Source organism: Rhodococcus sp. 06-1460-1B (assembly GCF_002258475.1).
In the GTDB taxonomy this organism is placed as follows: domain Bacteria; phylum Actinomycetota; class Actinomycetes; order Mycobacteriales; family Mycobacteriaceae; genus Rhodococcoides; species Rhodococcoides fascians.
The window spans coordinates 283,307-301,280 of the sequence record NZ_NOYS01000018.1 but is presented as its reverse complement, the minus strand read 5'-3'; the positions used below and the strand labels follow the sequence as shown (position 1 = coordinate 301,280).

Annotated in this window: 15 protein-coding genes and 1 pseudogene; 11 read left to right on the top strand and 5 right to left on the bottom strand. The window is 64.5% G+C overall.

Annotated features, from left to right (window positions below; all coding sequences use genetic code 11):
• Positions 1 to 33: 33 nt before the first annotated feature.
• The 3 genes from nrdE to nrdF all read left to right on the top strand — a co-directional run bounded on the left by nrdE (position 34) and on the right by nrdF (position 4,399).
• Positions 34 to 2,199 carry a class 1b ribonucleoside-diphosphate reductase subunit alpha gene (gene nrdE / locus CH268_RS07450; protein WP_094663107.1) on the top strand — a complete coding sequence of 722 codons (2,166 nt, stop codon included), beginning with the start codon at positions 34 to 36 and terminating at the stop codon, positions 2,197 to 2,199.
• Positions 2,200 to 2,290: 91 nt separating this feature from the next.
• Positions 2,291 to 3,385 (top strand): type IV toxin-antitoxin system AbiEi family antitoxin domain-containing protein, encoded by a 1,095-nt coding sequence (locus CH268_RS07445; protein WP_094663105.1) that lies wholly within the window; start codon positions 2,291 to 2,293, stop codon positions 3,383 to 3,385.
• Between the two features lie 48 nt (positions 3,386 to 3,433).
• The gene (nrdF, locus tag CH268_RS07440; protein WP_027496604.1) at positions 3,434 to 4,399 is read left to right on the top strand and encodes a class 1b ribonucleoside-diphosphate reductase subunit beta; all 966 of its coding nucleotides are present in this window, start codon (positions 3,434 to 3,436) and stop codon (positions 4,397 to 4,399) included.
• A gap of 24 nt (positions 4,400 to 4,423) precedes the next feature.
• Here nrdF and CH268_RS07435 read toward each other — a convergent pair whose 3' ends face one another.
• The 4 genes from CH268_RS07435 to CH268_RS07420 all read right to left on the bottom strand — a co-directional run bounded on the left by CH268_RS07435 (position 4,424) and on the right by CH268_RS07420 (position 7,132).
• Positions 4,424 to 4,621: a hypothetical protein gene (locus tag CH268_RS07435; RefSeq protein WP_032370750.1), complete on the bottom strand. Its 198-nt coding sequence runs from the start codon at positions 4,619 to 4,621 to the stop codon at positions 4,424 to 4,426.
• 3 nt (positions 4,622 to 4,624) lie between these two features.
• Positions 4,625 to 5,542, bottom strand: coding sequence for an SPFH domain-containing protein (locus tag CH268_RS07430; RefSeq protein WP_032387199.1), 918 nt, complete (start codon positions 5,540 to 5,542; stop codon positions 4,625 to 4,627).
• Between the two features lie 98 nt (positions 5,543 to 5,640).
• A complete protein-coding gene (locus CH268_RS07425; protein ID WP_094663103.1) occupies positions 5,641 to 6,114 on the bottom strand; it encodes an NUDIX hydrolase in 474 nt (157 codons plus the stop codon).
• Positions 6,115 to 6,118: 4 nt separating this feature from the next.
• Positions 6,119 to 7,132 carry an ABC transporter substrate-binding protein gene (locus CH268_RS07420; RefSeq protein ID WP_094663101.1) on the bottom strand — a complete coding sequence of 338 codons (1,014 nt, stop codon included), beginning with the start codon at positions 7,130 to 7,132 and terminating at the stop codon, positions 6,119 to 6,121.
• A gap of 373 nt (positions 7,133 to 7,505) precedes the next feature.
• On the opposite strand from CH268_RS07420, the gene ctaD reads away from it, so the two are divergent.
• The 4 genes and pseudogenes from ctaD to yczE all read left to right on the top strand — a co-directional run.
• Entirely contained in the window at positions 7,506 to 9,296 is a 1,791-nt protein-coding gene (gene ctaD, locus CH268_RS07415) for an aa3-type cytochrome oxidase subunit I (RefSeq protein ID WP_027496609.1), read from the top strand.
• Positions 9,297 to 9,445: 149 nt separating this feature from the next.
• A complete protein-coding gene (gene serB / locus CH268_RS07410; RefSeq protein ID WP_094663212.1) occupies positions 9,446 to 10,672 on the top strand; it encodes a phosphoserine phosphatase SerB in 1,227 nt (408 codons plus the stop codon).
• The gene (locus CH268_RS07405) at positions 10,669 to 11,478 is read left to right on the top strand and encodes an aminoacyl-tRNA hydrolase (protein WP_094663099.1); all 810 of its coding nucleotides are present in this window, start codon (positions 10,669 to 10,671) and stop codon (positions 11,476 to 11,478) included. The genes serB and CH268_RS07405 overlap by 4 nt, the downstream gene beginning before the upstream one ends.
• A gap of 76 nt (positions 11,479 to 11,554) precedes the next feature.
• Positions 11,555 to 12,133: pseudogene (yczE, locus tag CH268_RS28530) on the top strand (membrane protein YczE); the annotation flags it as partial.
• Positions 12,134 to 12,144: 11 nt separating this feature from the next.
• On the opposite strand, the gene glgX reads toward yczE, so the two are convergent.
• Positions 12,145 to 14,250 carry a glycogen debranching protein GlgX gene (glgX, locus tag CH268_RS07395; RefSeq protein WP_255182318.1) on the bottom strand — a complete coding sequence of 702 codons (2,106 nt, stop codon included), beginning with the start codon at positions 14,248 to 14,250 and terminating at the stop codon, positions 12,145 to 12,147.
• A 112-nt stretch (positions 14,251 to 14,362) separates the two neighbouring features.
• Between glgX and CH268_RS07390 the strand changes: the two genes are divergently transcribed.
• The 4 genes from CH268_RS07390 to CH268_RS07375 are packed head-to-tail and all read left to right on the top strand — an operon-like array spanning position 14,363 to position 17,966.
• The gene (locus CH268_RS07390) at positions 14,363 to 15,184 is read left to right on the top strand and encodes an ABC transporter ATP-binding protein (RefSeq protein ID WP_027496614.1); all 822 of its coding nucleotides are present in this window, start codon (positions 14,363 to 14,365) and stop codon (positions 15,182 to 15,184) included.
• A gap of 47 nt (positions 15,185 to 15,231) precedes the next feature.
• On the top strand, positions 15,232 to 16,047 hold the full coding sequence (locus tag CH268_RS07385; RefSeq protein WP_094663095.1) for an NUDIX hydrolase: 816 nt from the start codon (positions 15,232 to 15,234) through the stop codon (positions 16,045 to 16,047).
• A gap of 24 nt (positions 16,048 to 16,071) precedes the next feature.
• A complete protein-coding gene (locus CH268_RS07380) occupies positions 16,072 to 16,851 on the top strand; it encodes an enoyl-CoA hydratase/isomerase family protein (RefSeq protein WP_032366354.1) in 780 nt (259 codons plus the stop codon).
• 56 nt (positions 16,852 to 16,907) lie between these two features.
• The gene (locus CH268_RS07375; RefSeq protein WP_032370757.1) at positions 16,908 to 17,966 is read left to right on the top strand and encodes a class I SAM-dependent methyltransferase; all 1,059 of its coding nucleotides are present in this window, start codon (positions 16,908 to 16,910) and stop codon (positions 17,964 to 17,966) included.
• Positions 17,967 to 17,974: the final 8 nt, after the last annotated feature.

Here is a 17,974-nt window from a genome sequence, read left to right as displayed (position 1 = left end):
CATCAACCACCACAGACCAGTAGGAGCACCGCCGTGGCACCGACCATCACCGACGCAGCACCCGCACCCGCGACCGTTCGCAGCGACGGTGACATGGACTATCACGCGCTCAACGCGATGCTCAATCTCTACGGGCCCAACGGTGAGATCCAGTTCGAGAAGGACCGCGAAGCTGCCAATCAGTACTTCCTGCAGCACGTCAACCAGAACACCGTGTTCTTCCACGACCTGGACGAGAAGCTGGACTACCTGGTCGAGGAGAACTACTACGAGCCCGAGGTTCTGGACCAGTACTCACGTGAGTTCGTGAAGTTCCTGATCAACCACGCGTACTCCAAGAAGTTTCGATTCCCGACCTTCCTCGGTGCGTTCAAGTACTACACCTCCTACACGCTCAAGACGTTCGACGGTAAGCGCTACCTCGAACGCTTCGAGGACCGTGTGTGCATGGTGGCATTGACGCTGGCGGCCGGTGACGAAGCCCTGGCCACCGATCTCGTGGACGAGATCATCGCCGGCCGATTCCAGCCCGCGACGCCCACCTTCCTCAACTCGGGCAAGAAGCAGCGCGGCGAGCCCGTCTCGTGCTTCCTGCTCCGCATCGAAGACAACATGGAGTCCATCGGACGATCCATCAACTCCGCGTTGCAGCTGTCCAAGCGCGGCGGCGGAGTTGCATTGCTGCTGAGCAACATTCGCGAAGCAGGTGCGCCGATCAAGCGGATCGAGAACCAGTCGTCCGGTGTCATCCCGATCATGAAGCTGCTCGAGGATTCGTTCTCGTACGCCAACCAGCTCGGGGCACGCCAGGGCGCGGGCGCGGTGTACCTGCACGCGCACCACCCCGACGTGTACAAGTTCCTCGACACCAAGCGAGAGAACGCCGACGAAAAGATCCGCATCAAGACGCTGTCCCTCGGAATCGTCATCCCGGACATCACGTTCGAGCTGGCGAAGAAGAACGAGGACATGTACCTGTTCTCGCCGTACGACGTCGAGCGCATCTACGGAGTGCCGTTCGCCGACATCAACGTCTCGGAGAAGTACTACGAGATGGTCGACGACAAGAGGATTCGCAAGACCAAGATCAAGTCGCGTGAATTCTTCCAGACTCTCGCCGAGCTGCAGTTCGAGTCCGGCTACCCGTACATCATGTACGAGGACACCGTCAATCGTGCGAACCCGGTGAAGGGCAAGATCACTCACTCCAACCTGTGCTCGGAGATTCTCCAGGTCTCGACGCCGTCGACGTTCAACGACGACCTCTCGTACAGCCATGTGGGCAAGGACATCTCGTGCAACCTGGGCTCGCTGAACATTGCCAAGACGATGGATTCGCCCGATTTCGGTAAGACCATCGCGGTGGCGATCCGTGGTCTGACTGCGGTGTCGGATCAGACCCACATCTTCTCGGTACCGTCGATCGAGCAGGGCAACAACGACTCTCACGCGATCGGCCTGGGTCAGATGAACCTGCACGGCTACCTCGCCCGCGAGCGCATTCACTACGGCTCGACCGAGGGAATCGACTTCACCAACATCTACTTCTACACGGTGCTGTTCCACGCCATCCAGGCCTCGAACCAGCTGGCCAAGGCTCGCGGCCAGTACTTCAAGGGTTTCCCGGATTCCAAGTACGCGTCGGGAGAGTTCTTCGACAAGTACACCGACCAGGTGTGGGAGCCTGCGACACCGAAGGTCGCGAAGTTGTTCGCCGACTCCGACGTCGCCATCCCGAGCCAGGCCGACTGGGCCGCGCTGAAGGCGTCGGTGCAGGAGTACGGAATCTACAACCAGAACCTGCAGGCCGTTCCGCCGACCGGCTCGATCTCGTACATCAACAACTCGACCTCGTCGATTCACCCGGTGGCGTCGAAGATCGAGATCCGCAAGGAAGGCAAGATCGGCCGCGTCTACTACCCGGCACCGTATCTCGACAACGACAACCTGGATTACTACCAGGACGCGTACGAGATCGGCTACGAGAAGATCATCGACACCTACGCTGCCGCAACGCAACACGTCGATCAGGGCCTGTCGTTGACGCTGTTCTTCAAGGACACGGCCACCACCCGCGACATCAACCGCGCGCAGATCTACGCATGGCGCAAGGGCATCAAGACGCTGTACTACATCCGTCTGCGTCAGATGGCCCTCGAGGGCACCGAGGTCGAGGGCTGCGTTTCCTGCATGCTGTAGGGCTTCGCCGTCGTGCGCGTTTTGCGTACCTGGAGGGGCGCAAAACGCGCACGACGGAAGCTGTCGTACCCACTGGGCAGGATGGCCGGCCATGGAACATGGTCGGGGGGACGGTCGAGAACTTCAGGTTCTGATCGACACGCAGTGGGGGCTGTTCACGCAGTCGCAGGTCACGAAGTTGGGGTACAGCCGAAATCGAGTCCGCAAGCTAGTGGAGAGTGGCGCGTGGATCGTTGTTCTGCGCGGCGTCTACTCGATCTTCACCGGGCCGTTGACTCGGGATCGGATCCTGATGGCAGCGCTTCTGTACGGAGGTGGGCACGCAATGCTGAGCCACCGCTCCGCAGCCGAAGAATGGGGATTGCGACGGCCCGATCCCGATTCGGCCGTCCACGTCACCGTGCCGTACGGAAAGTCTGCATGCAATCAGCGCCCGACGCTGCGCTCGGTCCCCAGGGTCGGAACGAGGCTGGTGGCGGGCATCGGACTATCGCTGCATCCCGGAGTGGTGGTGCACCGATCTCGTGCGCACCGGCACATCGGCGTACCAGGGGATATGCCGCGAACGACGCTGGTGGACACTGCACTCGATCTGGCGGTGTCGGAACCTACGCCGAGGCAGGCTTTCCACAGCTTGGTGTCGTCGGTGACTCAGCGGCGAATTCGATTGACGGACGTTCGGAAGCAGATCGCTGTCCGCAGGCCGTACCGGTATCTCACAGCGCTGACCGAAGCCGTCGACTTGCTCGCGAACGGCGTTCAGTCTGTTCTCGAACTCGAATATGCGACCAACGTCGAAGAGGCTCACGGGCTCCCTGCTGCCGAACGGCAGAGCGAGATAAAGGTCGACGGGCGGACACTCTACGAGGACGTCGTGTACCGAGTTGGATCTCGTACGCTGACCGTGCGCCTGGACGGTCGTCGGTTCCATTCGATGCAAGAGGTCGCATTCCGCGATCGGCGACGTGACAATGCTTCGGAACTCGCCGGGCGTGCGCGACTCGTTTTCGGGTACGAGGAGGTCAGCAGCGATCCGTGCGGCGTCGCAGGAGACGTGGCGCAGGTTCTTCGACGTGAGGGCTGGGAGGGCGAACTCACGTCGTGCGCGTTGTGCGCCCCTCCAGGTACGCAAAACGCGCACGACACAGATCTTGTGTTAGCTATTGATGTCGGACACAACGGGTAGTGTTCAAGCAAGCCAATATTCGGCAGATTCTCTCGGTAGATAGGACACATGGTGAAGCTGATCGATCGCGTTTCCGCAATCAACTGGAATCGGGTCCAGGACGACAAGGACTCCGAAGTCTGGGAGCGTCTCACCAGTAATTTCTGGCTGCCCGAGAAGGTGCCGGTGTCCAACGACATCCCGTCGTGGGCAACTCTCACGGCCGTCGAGAAGCAGCTGACGATGCGCGTGTTCACCGGACTGACCCTGCTGGACACGATTCAGGGGACGGTCGGTGCCGTCAGCCTCATTCCCGACGCCATCACTCCGCACGAGGAGGCGGTGTACACCAACATCGCGTTCATGGAGTCGGTGCACGCGAAGAGCTACAGCTCCATCTTCTCCACCCTCAGCTCCACCCGCGACATCGACGATGCGTTCCGCTGGTCCGAGGAGAACGTCAACCTTCAGCGCAAGGCCGAGATCGTGCTGAACTTCTACCACGGTGACGACCCGCTCAAGCGCAAGGTGGCGTCGACTCTGCTCGAGTCGTTCCTCTTCTACTCCGGCTTCTACCTGCCGATGTACTGGTCCTCACGGGCCAAGCTGACCAACACGGCGGACCTGATCAGGCTGATCATTCGCGACGAGGCCGTCCACGGGTACTACATCGGATACAAGTACCAGAAGGGTCTCGAGAAGGTCAGCGAGGAGCGGCGCGAGGAACTGAAGAACTACACCTTCGAGTTGCTGTTCGAGCTGTACGACAACGAGGTCGAGTACACCCAGGATCTGTACGACGAGATCGGTCTGACCGAGGACGTCAAGAAGTTCCTGCGCTACAACGCCAACAAAGCACTGAACAACCTCGGCTACGAGGGCCTGTTCCCCAAGGACGAGACGGATGTGAACCCGGCAATTCTGTCTGCTCTGTCACCCAACGCCGACGAGAACCACGACTTCTTCTCCGGGTCGGGCTCCTCGTACGTCATCGGAAAGGCCGTCAACACCGAAGACGAGGACTGGGACTTCTAGAAACCCATCCTCGCGCCGTGCCGCTCACTCCTTCGGTGGGCGGCCCGGCGCGCGAATGTCTCTGGCCTCCTTCGGCATTCGGCCCTGCTCGCTCAGTGCTCGACGCAGTAGGAACTCGATCTGAGCGTTGGTGCTTCGGAGCTCGTCGGAGGCCCAGCGGGCAAGAGCGTCGTGCACCGCTGGGTCCAGCCGAAGCAGAATTTTCTTACGCTCGACGGCCATGGCTCACTGGTACAGCGATCCGGTGTTGACGACGGGCTGGGTATCGCGATCGCTGCACAACACGACGAGCAGGTTCGACACCATCGCCGCTTTCCGCTCCTCGTCGAGTTCCACGACGTGCTTCTCCTCGAGCTTCGAGAGTGCCATCTCCACCATTCCCACCGCACCTTCGACGATCTGCTGACGCGCCGCGATGACAGCTCCGGCCTGCTGGCGTCGCAGCATGGCCTGCGCGATCTCCGGAGCATAGGCAAGACGGTTGATGCGGGTCTCGATCACCTCGACGCCTGCCGATCTCACCCGCGCGTGTACTTCCTCCGACATGGCGGCGGTGATCTCGTCGGCGTTCTCGCGCAACGACATTCGTCCCTCGGCGTCGTACGGGTAGCTACCGGCGATATGCCGAACCGCAGATTCGGTCTGAACGGCCACGAACTCCTCGTAGTCGTCGACCTGGAACGACGCCAGGGCGGTATCGGCAACCTGCCAGACGACGATGGCGGAGATCTCGATCGGATTGCCGTCGGCGTCGTTGACCTTCGACTGGCCGGTCTCGTGGTTGCGGATGCGCGTCGAGATGGCCCTGCGGTACGTCAACGGATTGGTCCAGCGTAGCCCCGGTGTGCGCAGCGTTCCACTGTACGAACTGCCGAGTAGCTGCAGAACACGAGCTTGATTCGGTTGCACCAGAGTCAATCCCATGAGTGCCGGCAACGACAGCACGAACAGCGCGACTCCGACGGCCATCAGCGCCACAACGGAGAAGACGAGTCCGAGAACGAACGCGGCGATTCCGCCGAGGAACAACACGAGACCGACGCCGAGCATCGACCAGCCGGGTAGATCCCAGCCGGTGCGCTCGGCAATGGTGGTGGTCGGAGTACCCGTCGGCTTCTCGGCGACGGTAGTGGGTACGGACATCGGAACCTCCCTCTCGTGAGTGATACTAAAGTGATATCACATTATCGACCGAGTGGGGGACGGTTCGATGGAGCTGCGGTCTCGGGGTGGTGGGGGAGTCAGCGTCGGAACCACGCCGACGGGTCGTCGGCGATGGCCTTCTCGATCCGCAATCGTGAGGTGGCCGTGAGGTTTTCGGGTAGTCCATCGAGCTCGAACCAGGCCACGTCGAGGTTCTCGTCGTCGGCGACATGAGGAGTGCCGCCGGTGTAGCGAGCGAGGAACGTGATGTCCAGATACTGCGCGACGTCGCCGTTGGGGTAGGTGATGGGCTCCGTCACGTCGACGCTCGTCAGGCGCACGATCGTGGCGTCCACACCGGTCTCCTCACCGATCTCACGCAGCGCGGCGGGTGCAGGTTCTTCGCCGGGCTCGAGGATTCCGGACACCACCGCCCAGGTGTTGTTGTCTGCCCGCAGAGTCAGCAGCACGCGCCGATCGTCGTCGAGAACGACAGCGCTGACGCCGGACAGCCACAGCGGGGACGCGCCGACGACGCTGCGCAGCGCCTGAACGAAGTCCGGTATGGGCATCGCGTCAGGACACGTAAGCGTTCAGAGAAGCGGACAGGTCGGCCAGAACGGCCCGCGCCGCAACGACCCCGCTGCCCGACCAGACCGTGTCGTTCACCACGAACACCCGCCCGTCGGTGACCGAGCCGAGAGCGTGCCACGCGTCGCCGTCCATCACCTCACGGCCGAAGGTCTCGCCGTCCGGACCCGCGAATCGCACGTAGACGATGTCGCCCTCGACGGGCTCCAGGTTGCCGGGCTCGACCGAGAAACCGGTGTCACGCTGATTCTGTGGCCGTGCAACGCCGACCTCGGCGAGCACCTGGCCGGCGAAGGAATCCTGGCCGTCGACCTCGACCGCGTCGGCACCGAATCGGACGACCGACGCCTGCGTCTGGGTTGCATCGATCTCACGCCCGACGCGTTCGGCATCCGCGGAGAACGACGCGAGCTGGTCGAATCCTGCCTGGCCGCGCCCCAAGGCGGCTGCGGACTGCAGAAAGGTGTCTTTCCATCCCTGTCCGGTCGCGGTGAACACGGTCGGCGCGATGGCAGTCAGCGAATCGTAGGTATCGGATCCGAGAGAATCTGCCCCCAGGATCAGGTCCGGGTCGAGGGCGGCGATCGCATCGAGGTCGGGGGCACCGACCGGGCCGACCGACGGAACCGACGCCAGGCCGGTGCCCAGGTACAGCGGTTGGTCTCCGTCTCCCCGAAAGTCGGGGTCGAGCGTGGCCGCGCCTACGACGCGGTCCCAGATCCCGACCGCGCAGCTGGCGTCGAGGCCTGCAGCGTCGAGGACGACGATGCGCTGTGGATCGGCCGGGATGGCACTGATTCCCTCGGCGTGCCCGACGGGGCGCGTATCGCCCTCGACTCCCGTCGGGTCGAGTGGGGCAAGTGCGGGACACAGTCCGACGGTGTCCCGGTTGTTACCGACCACCCCCGCTCCGGCAATGTTCGTCGTACTGCGAACGATGGTGGATGCGTCGTCCTCGGTCGCGGAATCGGAGCATCCGGTCAACGCCACGGCTGCCATCAGACAGACAGCGGCCGCCGTGCCCGTGGTGTGTGGCGCGAACCGGCGGGGGAGTCGTGGTCGAAGTGGCAATGCGGGACTTCTTTCTGCGGGTCGGGTGGTCTCACACAGTAACGGAAAGCGCCTCGCCCAGAGCACTGCCGCGCACCCTTCCCGGCCATCTGTTCGGGAGGTGTTCCAGGGTGTGTCGGAGGGCTCGTAAAGGCCGACGGCGCAGGCAGATCGCACCCCGAACCATGGTTCGATCGAATCCAATACGACACACGGTAGGACCGGTTCGGCAAGCGTCGGTCCGACGGTCTACGATTCGAGTAGCGCACGACTAGTGACGTCGCCTCGTGATTCGGGGTCGGACGCGCAATCAGGAGGATCTGTGACTGCCCTAGCGCCTAGGCCCGCTCCCGCGGTGGATGCTGCTCGGCCTTTCCCGCCGCGGATGGGACCGAAGGGTTCGTTCATCCACAAGGCGGTGACCACAACCGATCCCAAGGTTCTCGGGATCATGTACATCGCGACGTCGTTCGCATTCTTCCTCGTCGGTGGACTGATGGCGCTGTTGATGCGCGCCGAGTTGGCCGTGCCGGGGATGCAGTTCCTGTCCAACGAGCAGTACAACCAGCTGTTCACGATGCACGGCACCATCATGTTGCTGCTGTACGCAACGCCGATCGTGTTCGGCTTCGCCAACTACATTCTTCCGCTGCAGATCGGCGCGCCGGACGTGGCGTTCCCGCGTCTCAACGCGTTCTCCTACTGGCTGTACCTGTTCGGTGCGCTGATCACCACGGCCGGCTTCATCACCCCGGGCGGCGCAGCCGACTTCGGATGGACGGCGTACACGCCGCTCACCTCTGCTCTGCACTCGCCCGGTGTCGGTGCCGACCTGTGGATCATGGGCCTCGCCGTCGCCGGTCTGGGAACCATCCTCGGTGGCGTCAACATGATCACCACGGTGATCTGCCTCCGCGCCCCCGGTATGACGATGTTCCGGATGCCCATCTTCACCTGGAACATCCTGGTCACGTCGATCCTGATCCTGCTGGCGTTCCCGCTGCTGACCGCCGCACTGCTCGGCCTTGCCGCCGACCGCCACCTGGGCGCGCATCTCTTCGACCCGGCAACGGGCGGAGTGCTGCTGTGGCAGCACCTGTTCTGGTTCTTCGGGCACCCCGAGGTCTACATCATCGCGTTGCCGTTCTTCGGAATCGTGTCCGAGGTGTTCCCGGTGTTCTCCCGCAAGCCGATCTTCGGTTACTCGGGTCTGATCTACGCGACGATCGCCATCGCTGCATTGTCGATCGCCGTGTGGGCCCACCACATGTACGCCACCGGCGCGGTACTGCTGCCGTTCTTCTCGTTCATGACATTCCTCATCGCTGTTCCGACCGGTGTGAAGATCTTCAACTGGGTCGGCACGATGTGGCGCGGACAGGTCACGCTCGAGACGCCCATGCTGTTCTCGATCGGCTTCCTGATCACGTTCGTGTTCGGCGGACTGACCGGTGTGCTGTTGGCTTCGCCTCCCATCGACTTCCAGGTCACCGACACGTACTTCGTGGTCGCCCACTTCCACTACGTGGTGTTCGGCACCGTGGTGTTCGCGACCTACGCAGGCATCTACTTCTGGTTCCCGAAGATGACGGGCCGGATGATGGACGAGGCTCTGGGCAAGTGGCACTTCTGGCTGACGTTCTTCGGATTCCATGCCACGTTCCTGGTTCAGCACTGGCTCGGTAACGAAGGCATGCCACGTCGCTACGCCGACTACTTGCCGTCCGACGGATTCACCGAACTGAACATCATCTCGACCATCGGTGCGTTCATTCTCGGTGCCTCGACGCTGCCGTTCGTCTGGAACGTGTTCAAGTCGTACCGATACGGTGAGGTCGTCACCGTCGACGATCCCTGGGGTTACGGAAACTCGTTGGAGTGGGCCACCTCGTGCCCGCCCCCGAGGCACAACTTCACCGAGCTGCCCCGGATTCGTTCCGAGCGTCCGGCGTTCGAGCTGCACTACCCGCACATGGTCGAGCGGATGCGGTCCGAGGCGCACGTCGGTCCTGGTGCTCACGGCGGCAAGACCACCGCGGTACTCGAACAGGCCCGCCGGGCTCCGATCGCCACCAGCGATCACGAAGGTTCGGGCGACCCGGATCCCCGGTAGTCCACAGCACAGCGAGAGCCCCTCCCGGCTACCGGGCGGGGCTCTTCGCTTGCGACAATCTTTCCTGCGTGTCCGGCCCGTTCGGCGGTAGTCGCGGGACACGAGCAGGGCACACCAGTAACGGGGGGACAGTGCGAAAGGGAGATTCGGTGAGATCGAGCGACACTGCGGTGTTGGTAACGGTGACGGGACCCGACAAACCAGGTGTCACATCGGTGCTGTTCGCGGCCCTGTCGCGGCACGACGTCAGCCTGCTCGACGTGGAGCAGGTGGTCATCCGCAACAGGCTGACCCTCGGGGTGTTGCTGAACTGTCCACGCGATCCCGAGGCGCTCCAGGAAGAACTCGAAGACGCCATGGCCACCGTGGGTGTCCATGTCGATGTCGAGATCGACGCGGCTCAGAACGGTGGACGCACGTTGGCCACGCATGTCGTCGTCGTGCTCGGCCGTCCGGTGACTGCGCGAGCGTTCAGCACCATCTCGAGGGAATTGGCCCGGCAGGGCACGAATATCGATTCCATCCGTGGGATCGCGGACTACCCGGTGACGGGCCTCGAACTTCAGGTCACCGCCACCGACACCTCGCCTGAGGCAGACCTCCAGCTACGCACCGGCCTCGCCGCGATCGCAGCGGGAATCGGCGTCGACATCGCAGTGGAGCGAGCCGGCATCGCACGGAGGTCGAAACGACTCATCGTGTTCGACGTGGACTCGACGTTGGTCCAGGGCGAGGTCATCGAGATGCTTGCCGCCCGGGCCGGGCGCGAAGACGAGGTACGTGCCGTCACCGAGGCGGCGATGCGCGGGGAGATCGACTTCGCCGAGTCGTTGGAACAGCGTGTCGCAGCGCTGGCCGGCCTCGACGCATCCGTCATCGACGACGTCGCCGACAGCTTGGAGCTGACGGCGGGGGCTCGAACGACCATCCGGACGCTTCGGCGTCTCGGTTTCGCCTGCGGTGTCGTCTCGGGTGGATTCCGCCAGGTGATCGAGGGACTGGCTCACGAACTCGAACTCGACTACGTGAAGGCCAACACACTCGAGATCGTCGACGGGAAGTTGACCGGTCGCGTCATCGGCGACGTCGTCGACCGCGCTGCGAAGGCGACCGCACTGCGGGAGTTCGCTGCCCAAGCCGGAGTGCCGATGGAGCAGACGGTCGCGGTCGGCGACGGCGCCAACGACATCGACATGCTCACCGCGGCCGGGCTCGGCGTTGCGTTCAACGCCAAGCCCGCGCTTCGCGAGATCGCCGATACTGCGATCTCGCACCCGTACTTGGACGCCGTCCTGTTCATTCTCGGGGTCACCCGAAACGAGATCGAAGCCGCGGATGCCGTCGACGGGGGAGTCCGCCGCGTCCCGATCCCATGACCGACGCCCCCGCCGTCGGCGACTCCGTCGATCGGGACCGTGCCGGGTCGACGTCCGATACGGCTGAACCCGAGCAGTTCTCGGACGCCAACACGTTCGCCTCGCGTCACGCCGAGTTGGCCCGCGGCTATGGCGGCGCGGACGATCCCGAGGACCCGTCGGAGGTTCTGGCGATGCCCATGGTGCTGCACATACCCAAGGCCGATCCGCCGGTGCGCAACGACCTACTCGAAGCCGCCGCCCGCGCCGTCGTGGCGCTGTGCCTCGACCCACGGGTCGGTGTCGACGCCTCGTGGCACGAGCCTTTCGTCGCATGGACCTCGGCGCGGATCAGGAAGGTGGCCCGCCGTGCCCGCGGCGCGCAATGGACTGCGGCGCAGGAAGTTCCGGGTGTCACGGTCGAGGTCGGGAACGCTTCGGCCCGTGCTTTCGTGCCGGGCCGCGTCGGCGATCTGGATCCGCGCATCAAGCGTCTTCAGATCGGCGGCACCGACGTGCCGGCCGAGGAAGAGTCACCGCCGAGCGCCGGTCCGGTGCTGTGGATCGACGCGTCCCTGTCGATGACGGTGGGCAAGGCCGCGGCGCAGGTGGGTCATGCGTCGATGCTGCTGGCCGGTGCGATGAGCCTCGACGACTGTCGAGCCTGGGCCGATTCCGGTTTCGCCTGTTCGGTTCGATCGGCGGATCCGGAGCAGTGGACGCACGCGCTGGACGAGGTCCGCGAGGGTCGCGCCGTCGCAGTCCGAGATGCTGGTTTCACCGAAGTGGCTCCCGGTTCGACGACCGTGATCGCTGTCCGGACGTAACGCAGCATCGGCCGGGGGGTCCACTGTCGCGCAACTGGCTATCGAACGAGGTATCCAGTGGCCGGACACTGACACCATGCCTTTCTCACCGCTACGCGTCGCCGGCCGTCGTCTCCCGTCTCGCCTGACGGCGCTCTACGTCGGCCTGTGGCTGTACGGCGCGTCCATGTCGCTGATGATCGCCGGTGGGCTCGGCGTCAACCCCTGGGATGTGTTCCACCAAGGTCTGTCGCGGCACCTGTCGCTCAGCTTCGGAACCATCACTGCCATCACCGGCGTGGCGGTGCTCCTGATGTGGATACCGCTGCGGCAGCGTCCGGGTTTGGGGACCGTGAGCAACGTGATCGTCATCGCTGTCGCCGTGGATACGACGTCGGCGATCCTGCCCCATCTGGACGGGCCGATCGTTCGGACACTGGCAATGGTGTCGGGCATCGTCGTCAATGCCTTCGCCACGGCGCTCTACATCGGTGCGGGAATGGGCCCGGGCCCCCGAGACGGTTTGATGACCGGGTTGGTGGCGCGCACCGGATCGTCGATTCGCCTCACTCGCACGGGAATCGAACTGACAGTGGTACTCACCGGCTGGCTGCTCGGCGGAACTCTCGGTGTGGGTACGGTGCTCTACGCGCTCGGGGTAGGACCGCTCGTGCAGCTGTTCATGACTCACCTACCGGCGCTGCGGAACACGAGAACGGTCGAGCCGGTCACCGAAATCTTCGAACCTGCCTCCAGTGCAGTGGTATCGGGTGGGACGCCGTCCACGCGAGAGGAATCGAGGACGGGCACGAATCGAGACGACGACCAACTGGGGCAGGCCAGCGTGATCTCGGCGGGACCGCCGGAATGCAAGATCAGCAACGAACTCGCGTCGTCCACCTGCCCGCCGTCGGAGGCGTAGGAACGCACGTCGGACCCGTCGACCCAGGCGGAGATCGTGCGCACCGAATCGTCGTTCCATCTGTCGTGATCGAATTCGATTCCGGCGGAATCGAACCAGACGAGGTCCGGTCGACCGGTCGGCGTCGCCCGGCCGGTGAAGAACTCCTGCTGACGCAGTGTCGGGGCGCTCGCACGTACGCGCAGCAGGCGCGCCACGAATCGAATCATGTTCTGATCCGCGCTGTCCCAGTCGACGGCCCAGGCGTCGGATGCCGGTGCATCGTGAGATACGCAGTAGGCGTTGTTGTTTCCGCCCTGGCTGTGGCCGAGTTCGTCACCTGCGAGCAGCATCGGTGTTCCGGTCGACAGCGTCAGGGTGGCAAGCAGAGCACGGACATGTCGTCCACGGTCTCCGAGGACGGAGGGATCGTCGGTCGGACCCTCGACGCCGTAGTTGACCGAGGAGTTGTTGTCGGTGCCGTCTCTGTTCTCTTCGCCGTTGGCTTCGTTGTGCTTTCGTTCGTACGAGACCAGATCGTGTGCGGTGAATCCGTCGTGTGCGGTGACGAAATTGATCGACGCCCACGGCAGTCGACCGCTGCCGGCATAGAGGTCCTCGGAACCGGCCAGGCGGGAAGCCAATTCGCGCACTCCGTGATGGCCGGCCCAGAATCCTCGCACGGTATCTCGGTAGCGGTCGTTCCACTCGGACCACATGACCCCGAAGTTGCCCACCTGATATCCGGCACCGGTCGCATCCCAGGGTTCGGCGATCAACTTGACGCCCGACAGCACCGGATCGGTACCGATCGCCGTCAACAGCGGTGCACGAGAATCGAATCGCCAACCGCCCGGTCGGCCGAGCGTACTGGCCAGGTCGAATCGGAATCCGTCCACGCCCATGTCCTGCACCCAGTACCGCAGGCTGTCGCACACCATGCGAACCACGGCGGGAGACGCCGAATCGAGTGTGTTGCCGCAACCGGTCAGGTCGACGTCGGATCCGCGACCGTCGAGCAGGTAGTACCCCGGCGCGTCGAGACCCCGCCAACTGATCGACGGCCCGTCGACCGCGGATTCGCACGTGTGGTTGTAGACCACGTCGAGAATCACTTCGATCCCTGCGCTGTGCAACGCGTCGACCATCGTCCGGAACTCGTCCACTTCGTTGCCTCGTACGGCGGCGAAACGCGGATCGGGAGCGAAATACGCGCCCGTGGAGTAGCCCCAATGGTTTCGCATCCCTCGAGCGCGTACCCCGGGTTCGGTGAACGTGGTGTGGACCGGCAGCAATTCGACCGACGTGATGCCCGTTCGGGCCAGGTGTTCGAGTACGGCCGGTTGCGCGAGCCCGAGGTAGGTGCCACGAAGGTGTTCGGGTACGCCGTTGTGGCGCGCGGTGAACGACCCGACGTGCAATTCGTAGAGCACGGTTCTGTCCCAGGGAACGGCAGGCCTCACCGGCCGGTCGCCGTTGTCCGACGGTCCGCGGACGACGCCGAGCGGGAGGTGGCCGAGGGAATCGCGACTGCTGGGGGCTCCGAACGGGTCGTCCTCGTAGGCCAACAGGGCCGCGGGATCCCCGAAGTCACCGGACACCTGGCGGGCGGACGGGTCGAGCAGGATCTTGGCCCCGTTGAATCGTCGGCCCGAGTGGGGATCCCAGGTGCCGTGCGCGCGAAAGCCGTACCGCACGCCTGGCCCGACGTCGGGGACGAAGGCATGCCTGATGCCGAAGGTCCGGTTGGTCAACTCCACGCGCCGCTCGCCGCCGTCCGGGTCGATCAGACATACCTCGACGCCATCCGCACCGGGAGCGTGGACTGCGAATTGCGTACCAGTGGGATGCGCAGTGGCACCCAGGGGGAACGGCTGCCCGGGCGGGTTCACGCGAGTGACCCCGTCGACGGGTCGGCGGGAGGTGCGAGGTACATCGTCAGTGGGCGACACGCGTGCACATCCTGCCGTGTCTGCGCGGGGAGTGTGCGGGAGGATAGGAGCCGTGTCTGAACCGGATCCCGACCTGCTCGTAGATTTCACCGATGTCGTAGTCCGCCGAGGTGGCGTGACGTTGGTGGGTCCCGTCACCTGGAAGGTGGAACTGGACGAACGGTGGGTCGTACTCGGGCCCAACGGTGCAGGTAAGACGTCGCTGCTCCGTATCGCTGCCGCCGAGATCCATCCCACGTCCGGTGTCGCTCACGTCCTCGGCGAGGTGATGGGCAGAACCGACGTCTCGGAACTGCGTCCTCGAATCGGCTTGTCGTCGTCCTCGTTGGCGCACCGAATCCCTGCCGACGAACTGGTCTCCGATCTGGTCGTGTCCGCCGGCTACTCCGTGCTGGGGCGCTGGCGGGAGAAGTACGACGCGATCGACACCGAACGGGCCGTCGAGATGCTCGAGAGCCTCGGGGCCGAACATCTGGCGACGCGGACCTACGGCACCCTGTCGGAGGGTGAGCGCAAGCGTGTACTGATCGCCCGTGCCCTGATGACCGACCCCGAACTGCTGTTGCTGGACGAGCCCGCTGCCGGCCTCGATCTCGGTGGCCGCGAGGAACTGGTAGCCCGGTTGGCCGATCTGGCTGCCGACCCCGACGCTCCCGCGACGGTGCTGATCACCCACCACGTGGAAGAAATCCCGCCCGGCTTCAGCCACGCACTGCTCCTCAAGGAGGGCGGCGTGGTTGCGCAAGGCCTGGTCGACGACGTCATCACGGCGGAGAACCTGACCGAGGCATTCAGCCAGTCGATCACCCTCGATCGCGTCGACGGTCGCTACTTCGCGCGGCGCACGCGCGCTGCCGGGGCGCACCGCCGCTAGAGCGGACCCCGTGCCCGGGCGCGCCGGCTCAGCGGTACGTTGCGGAGATGAGCTCGAGCACCGCCGCCGATCCTGTTCCAGCACGTGATGCGTCGACCGTCATCCTGATCCGTGACGGCCGATCACAACCCGGCATCGAGGTGTTCCTTCTCGAACGCGTCGGCGGGATGGCGTTCGCGGGCGGCATGACGGTATTTCCCGGTGGCGGTGTGGATCCGTCGGATGCGGCCGCGGACATCGAGTGGGCAGGTCCGCCGCCGTCGTGGTGGGCCGACCGGTTCGGTACCGACGAGGGGACGGCGCAGGCGCTGGTGTGCGCAGCGGCGCGCGAGACGTTCGAGGAGTGCGGCGTGTTGTTGGCCGGTCCGACGGCGGATTCGGTGGTCGCCGACACCGCCCCGTTCTCTGCGGAGCGCGGTCGACTGGAACGCCGGGAGCTGTCGTTCGCCCAGTTTCTCACCGACCACGATCTGGTTCTGCGAGCAGATCTGCTGCGGCCGTGGTCGCACTGGATCACCCCGATCGGTGAAGCCCGACGGTACGACACGAGGTTCTTCGTTGCCGTGCTCCCCGAGGGGCAGAACGCCGACGGTGAGACCAGCGAGGCCGCGTCGGTGAGCTGGCGTTCGGCCGAGGACGCGTTGACGGACTGGCGTTCGGGGACCACCGTCCTGCTGCCACCGACGTGGAGCCAGCTCGATGCGCTCGGCCGATTCGACACGGTGGCCGACGTTCTCGATCACGAGCAGACGATCGCGGCGGTCCTGCCCGTCCTGACCCGGGAGAACGGCACCGTCCGAGTGGAGTTCGACGGCGAGGACGCGTACTACGCGGGCACGGTCCATCCCTGGTCGGATCGCTGAACTCGGGCGCGGTAGCCTTCGGCCATGGCTGAGTTCGTGACTCTCGAAGTATCCGACGGTATCGGCACCATTCGCTTGGATCGCCCACCGATGAACGCGCTCAATCGTCAGGTGCAGGAGGAGATCCGGGCTGCGGCACGCGAAGCCACCGTGAACTCCGACGTCAGAGCGGTCATCGTCTACGGCGGCGAAAAGGTGTTCGCGGCCGGTGCCGACATCAAGGAAATGGCGGCAATGTCCGTCGTCGAGATGACCGATATCGCGGCGGAACTGCAGTCCGCCCTCGGCTCGCTCAGCACGATTCCCAAACCGGTCGTGGCCGCAGTGACCGGATATGCACTGGGCGGTGGACTCGAGGTCGCGCTCGGCGCGGACCGACGCATCGCCGGAGACAATGCCAAGCTCGGCGTTCCCGAGGTGCTGCTCGGAGTCATTCCCGGGGGCGGCGGCACGCAGCGCCTGGCCCGTCTGATCGGGCCCAGTCGCGCCAAGGACATGGTCTTCACCGGCCGTTTCGTCGGAGCCGAGGAGGCCCTGCGCATCGGTTTGGTGGACGAGGTGGTCGCGCCGGACGAGGTGTACAACGCGGCACGCGCATGGGCGGGGCAGTTCACGACCGGAGCGTCACGCGCTCTGGCTGCGGCCAAGGCGTCCATAGATCAGGGGTTGGACGTCGACCTGACCAACGGACTGCGCGTCGAGGCACAGCAGTTCGCGGCCCTGTTCGCCACCGAGGACCGCACCGTCGGGATGGAATCCTTCATCGCGAACGGACCGGGTAAGGCCGCTTTCACCGGGCGTTGAGCATCGAGGTCGGTGGACGAACTTGTTCCATGGCTACCGGATAGTAGGCTCGCCTCATGACTGCAAGCCCCCACGACGGTGCGAATCGACCGACTGCTTCTGTGACGCCTCTCGTCTCGGCCGAGGCGCGAGACCGCGAGGTCGATCCGGCACCGAATCCGCACGCCACGGCCGAGCAGGTCGAGGCAGCGCGGTCGGACACCAAACTGGCGCAGGTGCTCTACCACGACTGGGAAGCCGAGACCTACGACGACAAGTGGTCGATCTCCTACGACGAGCGCTGCATCGATTACGCCCGAGGCAGGTTCGATCAGGCGGTGTCCGGTGACGCGTCGGCTCGAGCGGCTCTGCCGTACGGTCGTGCGCTCGAATTGGGTTGTGGCACAGGTTTCTTCTTGCTCAACCTGATGCAGGCCGGGATTGCCGACAAGGGCTCGGTCACCGACCTCTCACCCGGAATGGTCAAAGTCGCGCTGCGCAACGCCGAGCACCTCGGACTCGATGTGGACGGCCGGGTGGCCGACGCAGAAACGATTCCGTACGACGACGACACCTTCGATCTGGTGGTCGGTCACGCCGTGCTCCACCACATCCCGGACGTCGAGCAGTCTCTTCGAGAAGTTCTGCGCGTTCTCAAGCCCGGTGGACGCTTCGTCTTCGCAGGCGAGCCGACCACGGTGGGCAACTTTTACGCTCGCTGGCTGGGCCGTATCACCTGGGAAGCGACCACTCGTGCCACCAAGCTGCCGTTCCTGGCGGACTGGCGCAAACCACAGGAAGAACTCGACGAGTCCTCGCGAGCTGCAGCACTCGAGGCCGTCGTGGACCTGCACACGTTCGATCCGACCGACCTCGAGAACATCGCGTTGTCGGCAGGTGCCGAGGCCGTCCAGGCGAACACCGAAGAATTCGCTGCCGCTCTGCTCGGGTGGCCGGTGCGCACGTTCGAGGCTGCCGTTCCGGCAGGCAAGCTCGGCTGGAACTGGGCCAAGTTCGCGTTCAACGGGTGGAAGACGCTGAGCTGGGTCGACGAGAAGGTCTTGCAGCACGTGGTACCGCGAGGCATGTTCTACAACGTGATGATCACCGGAACCAAGCCCGCGCCCCGCGCTTGATTCGTTCC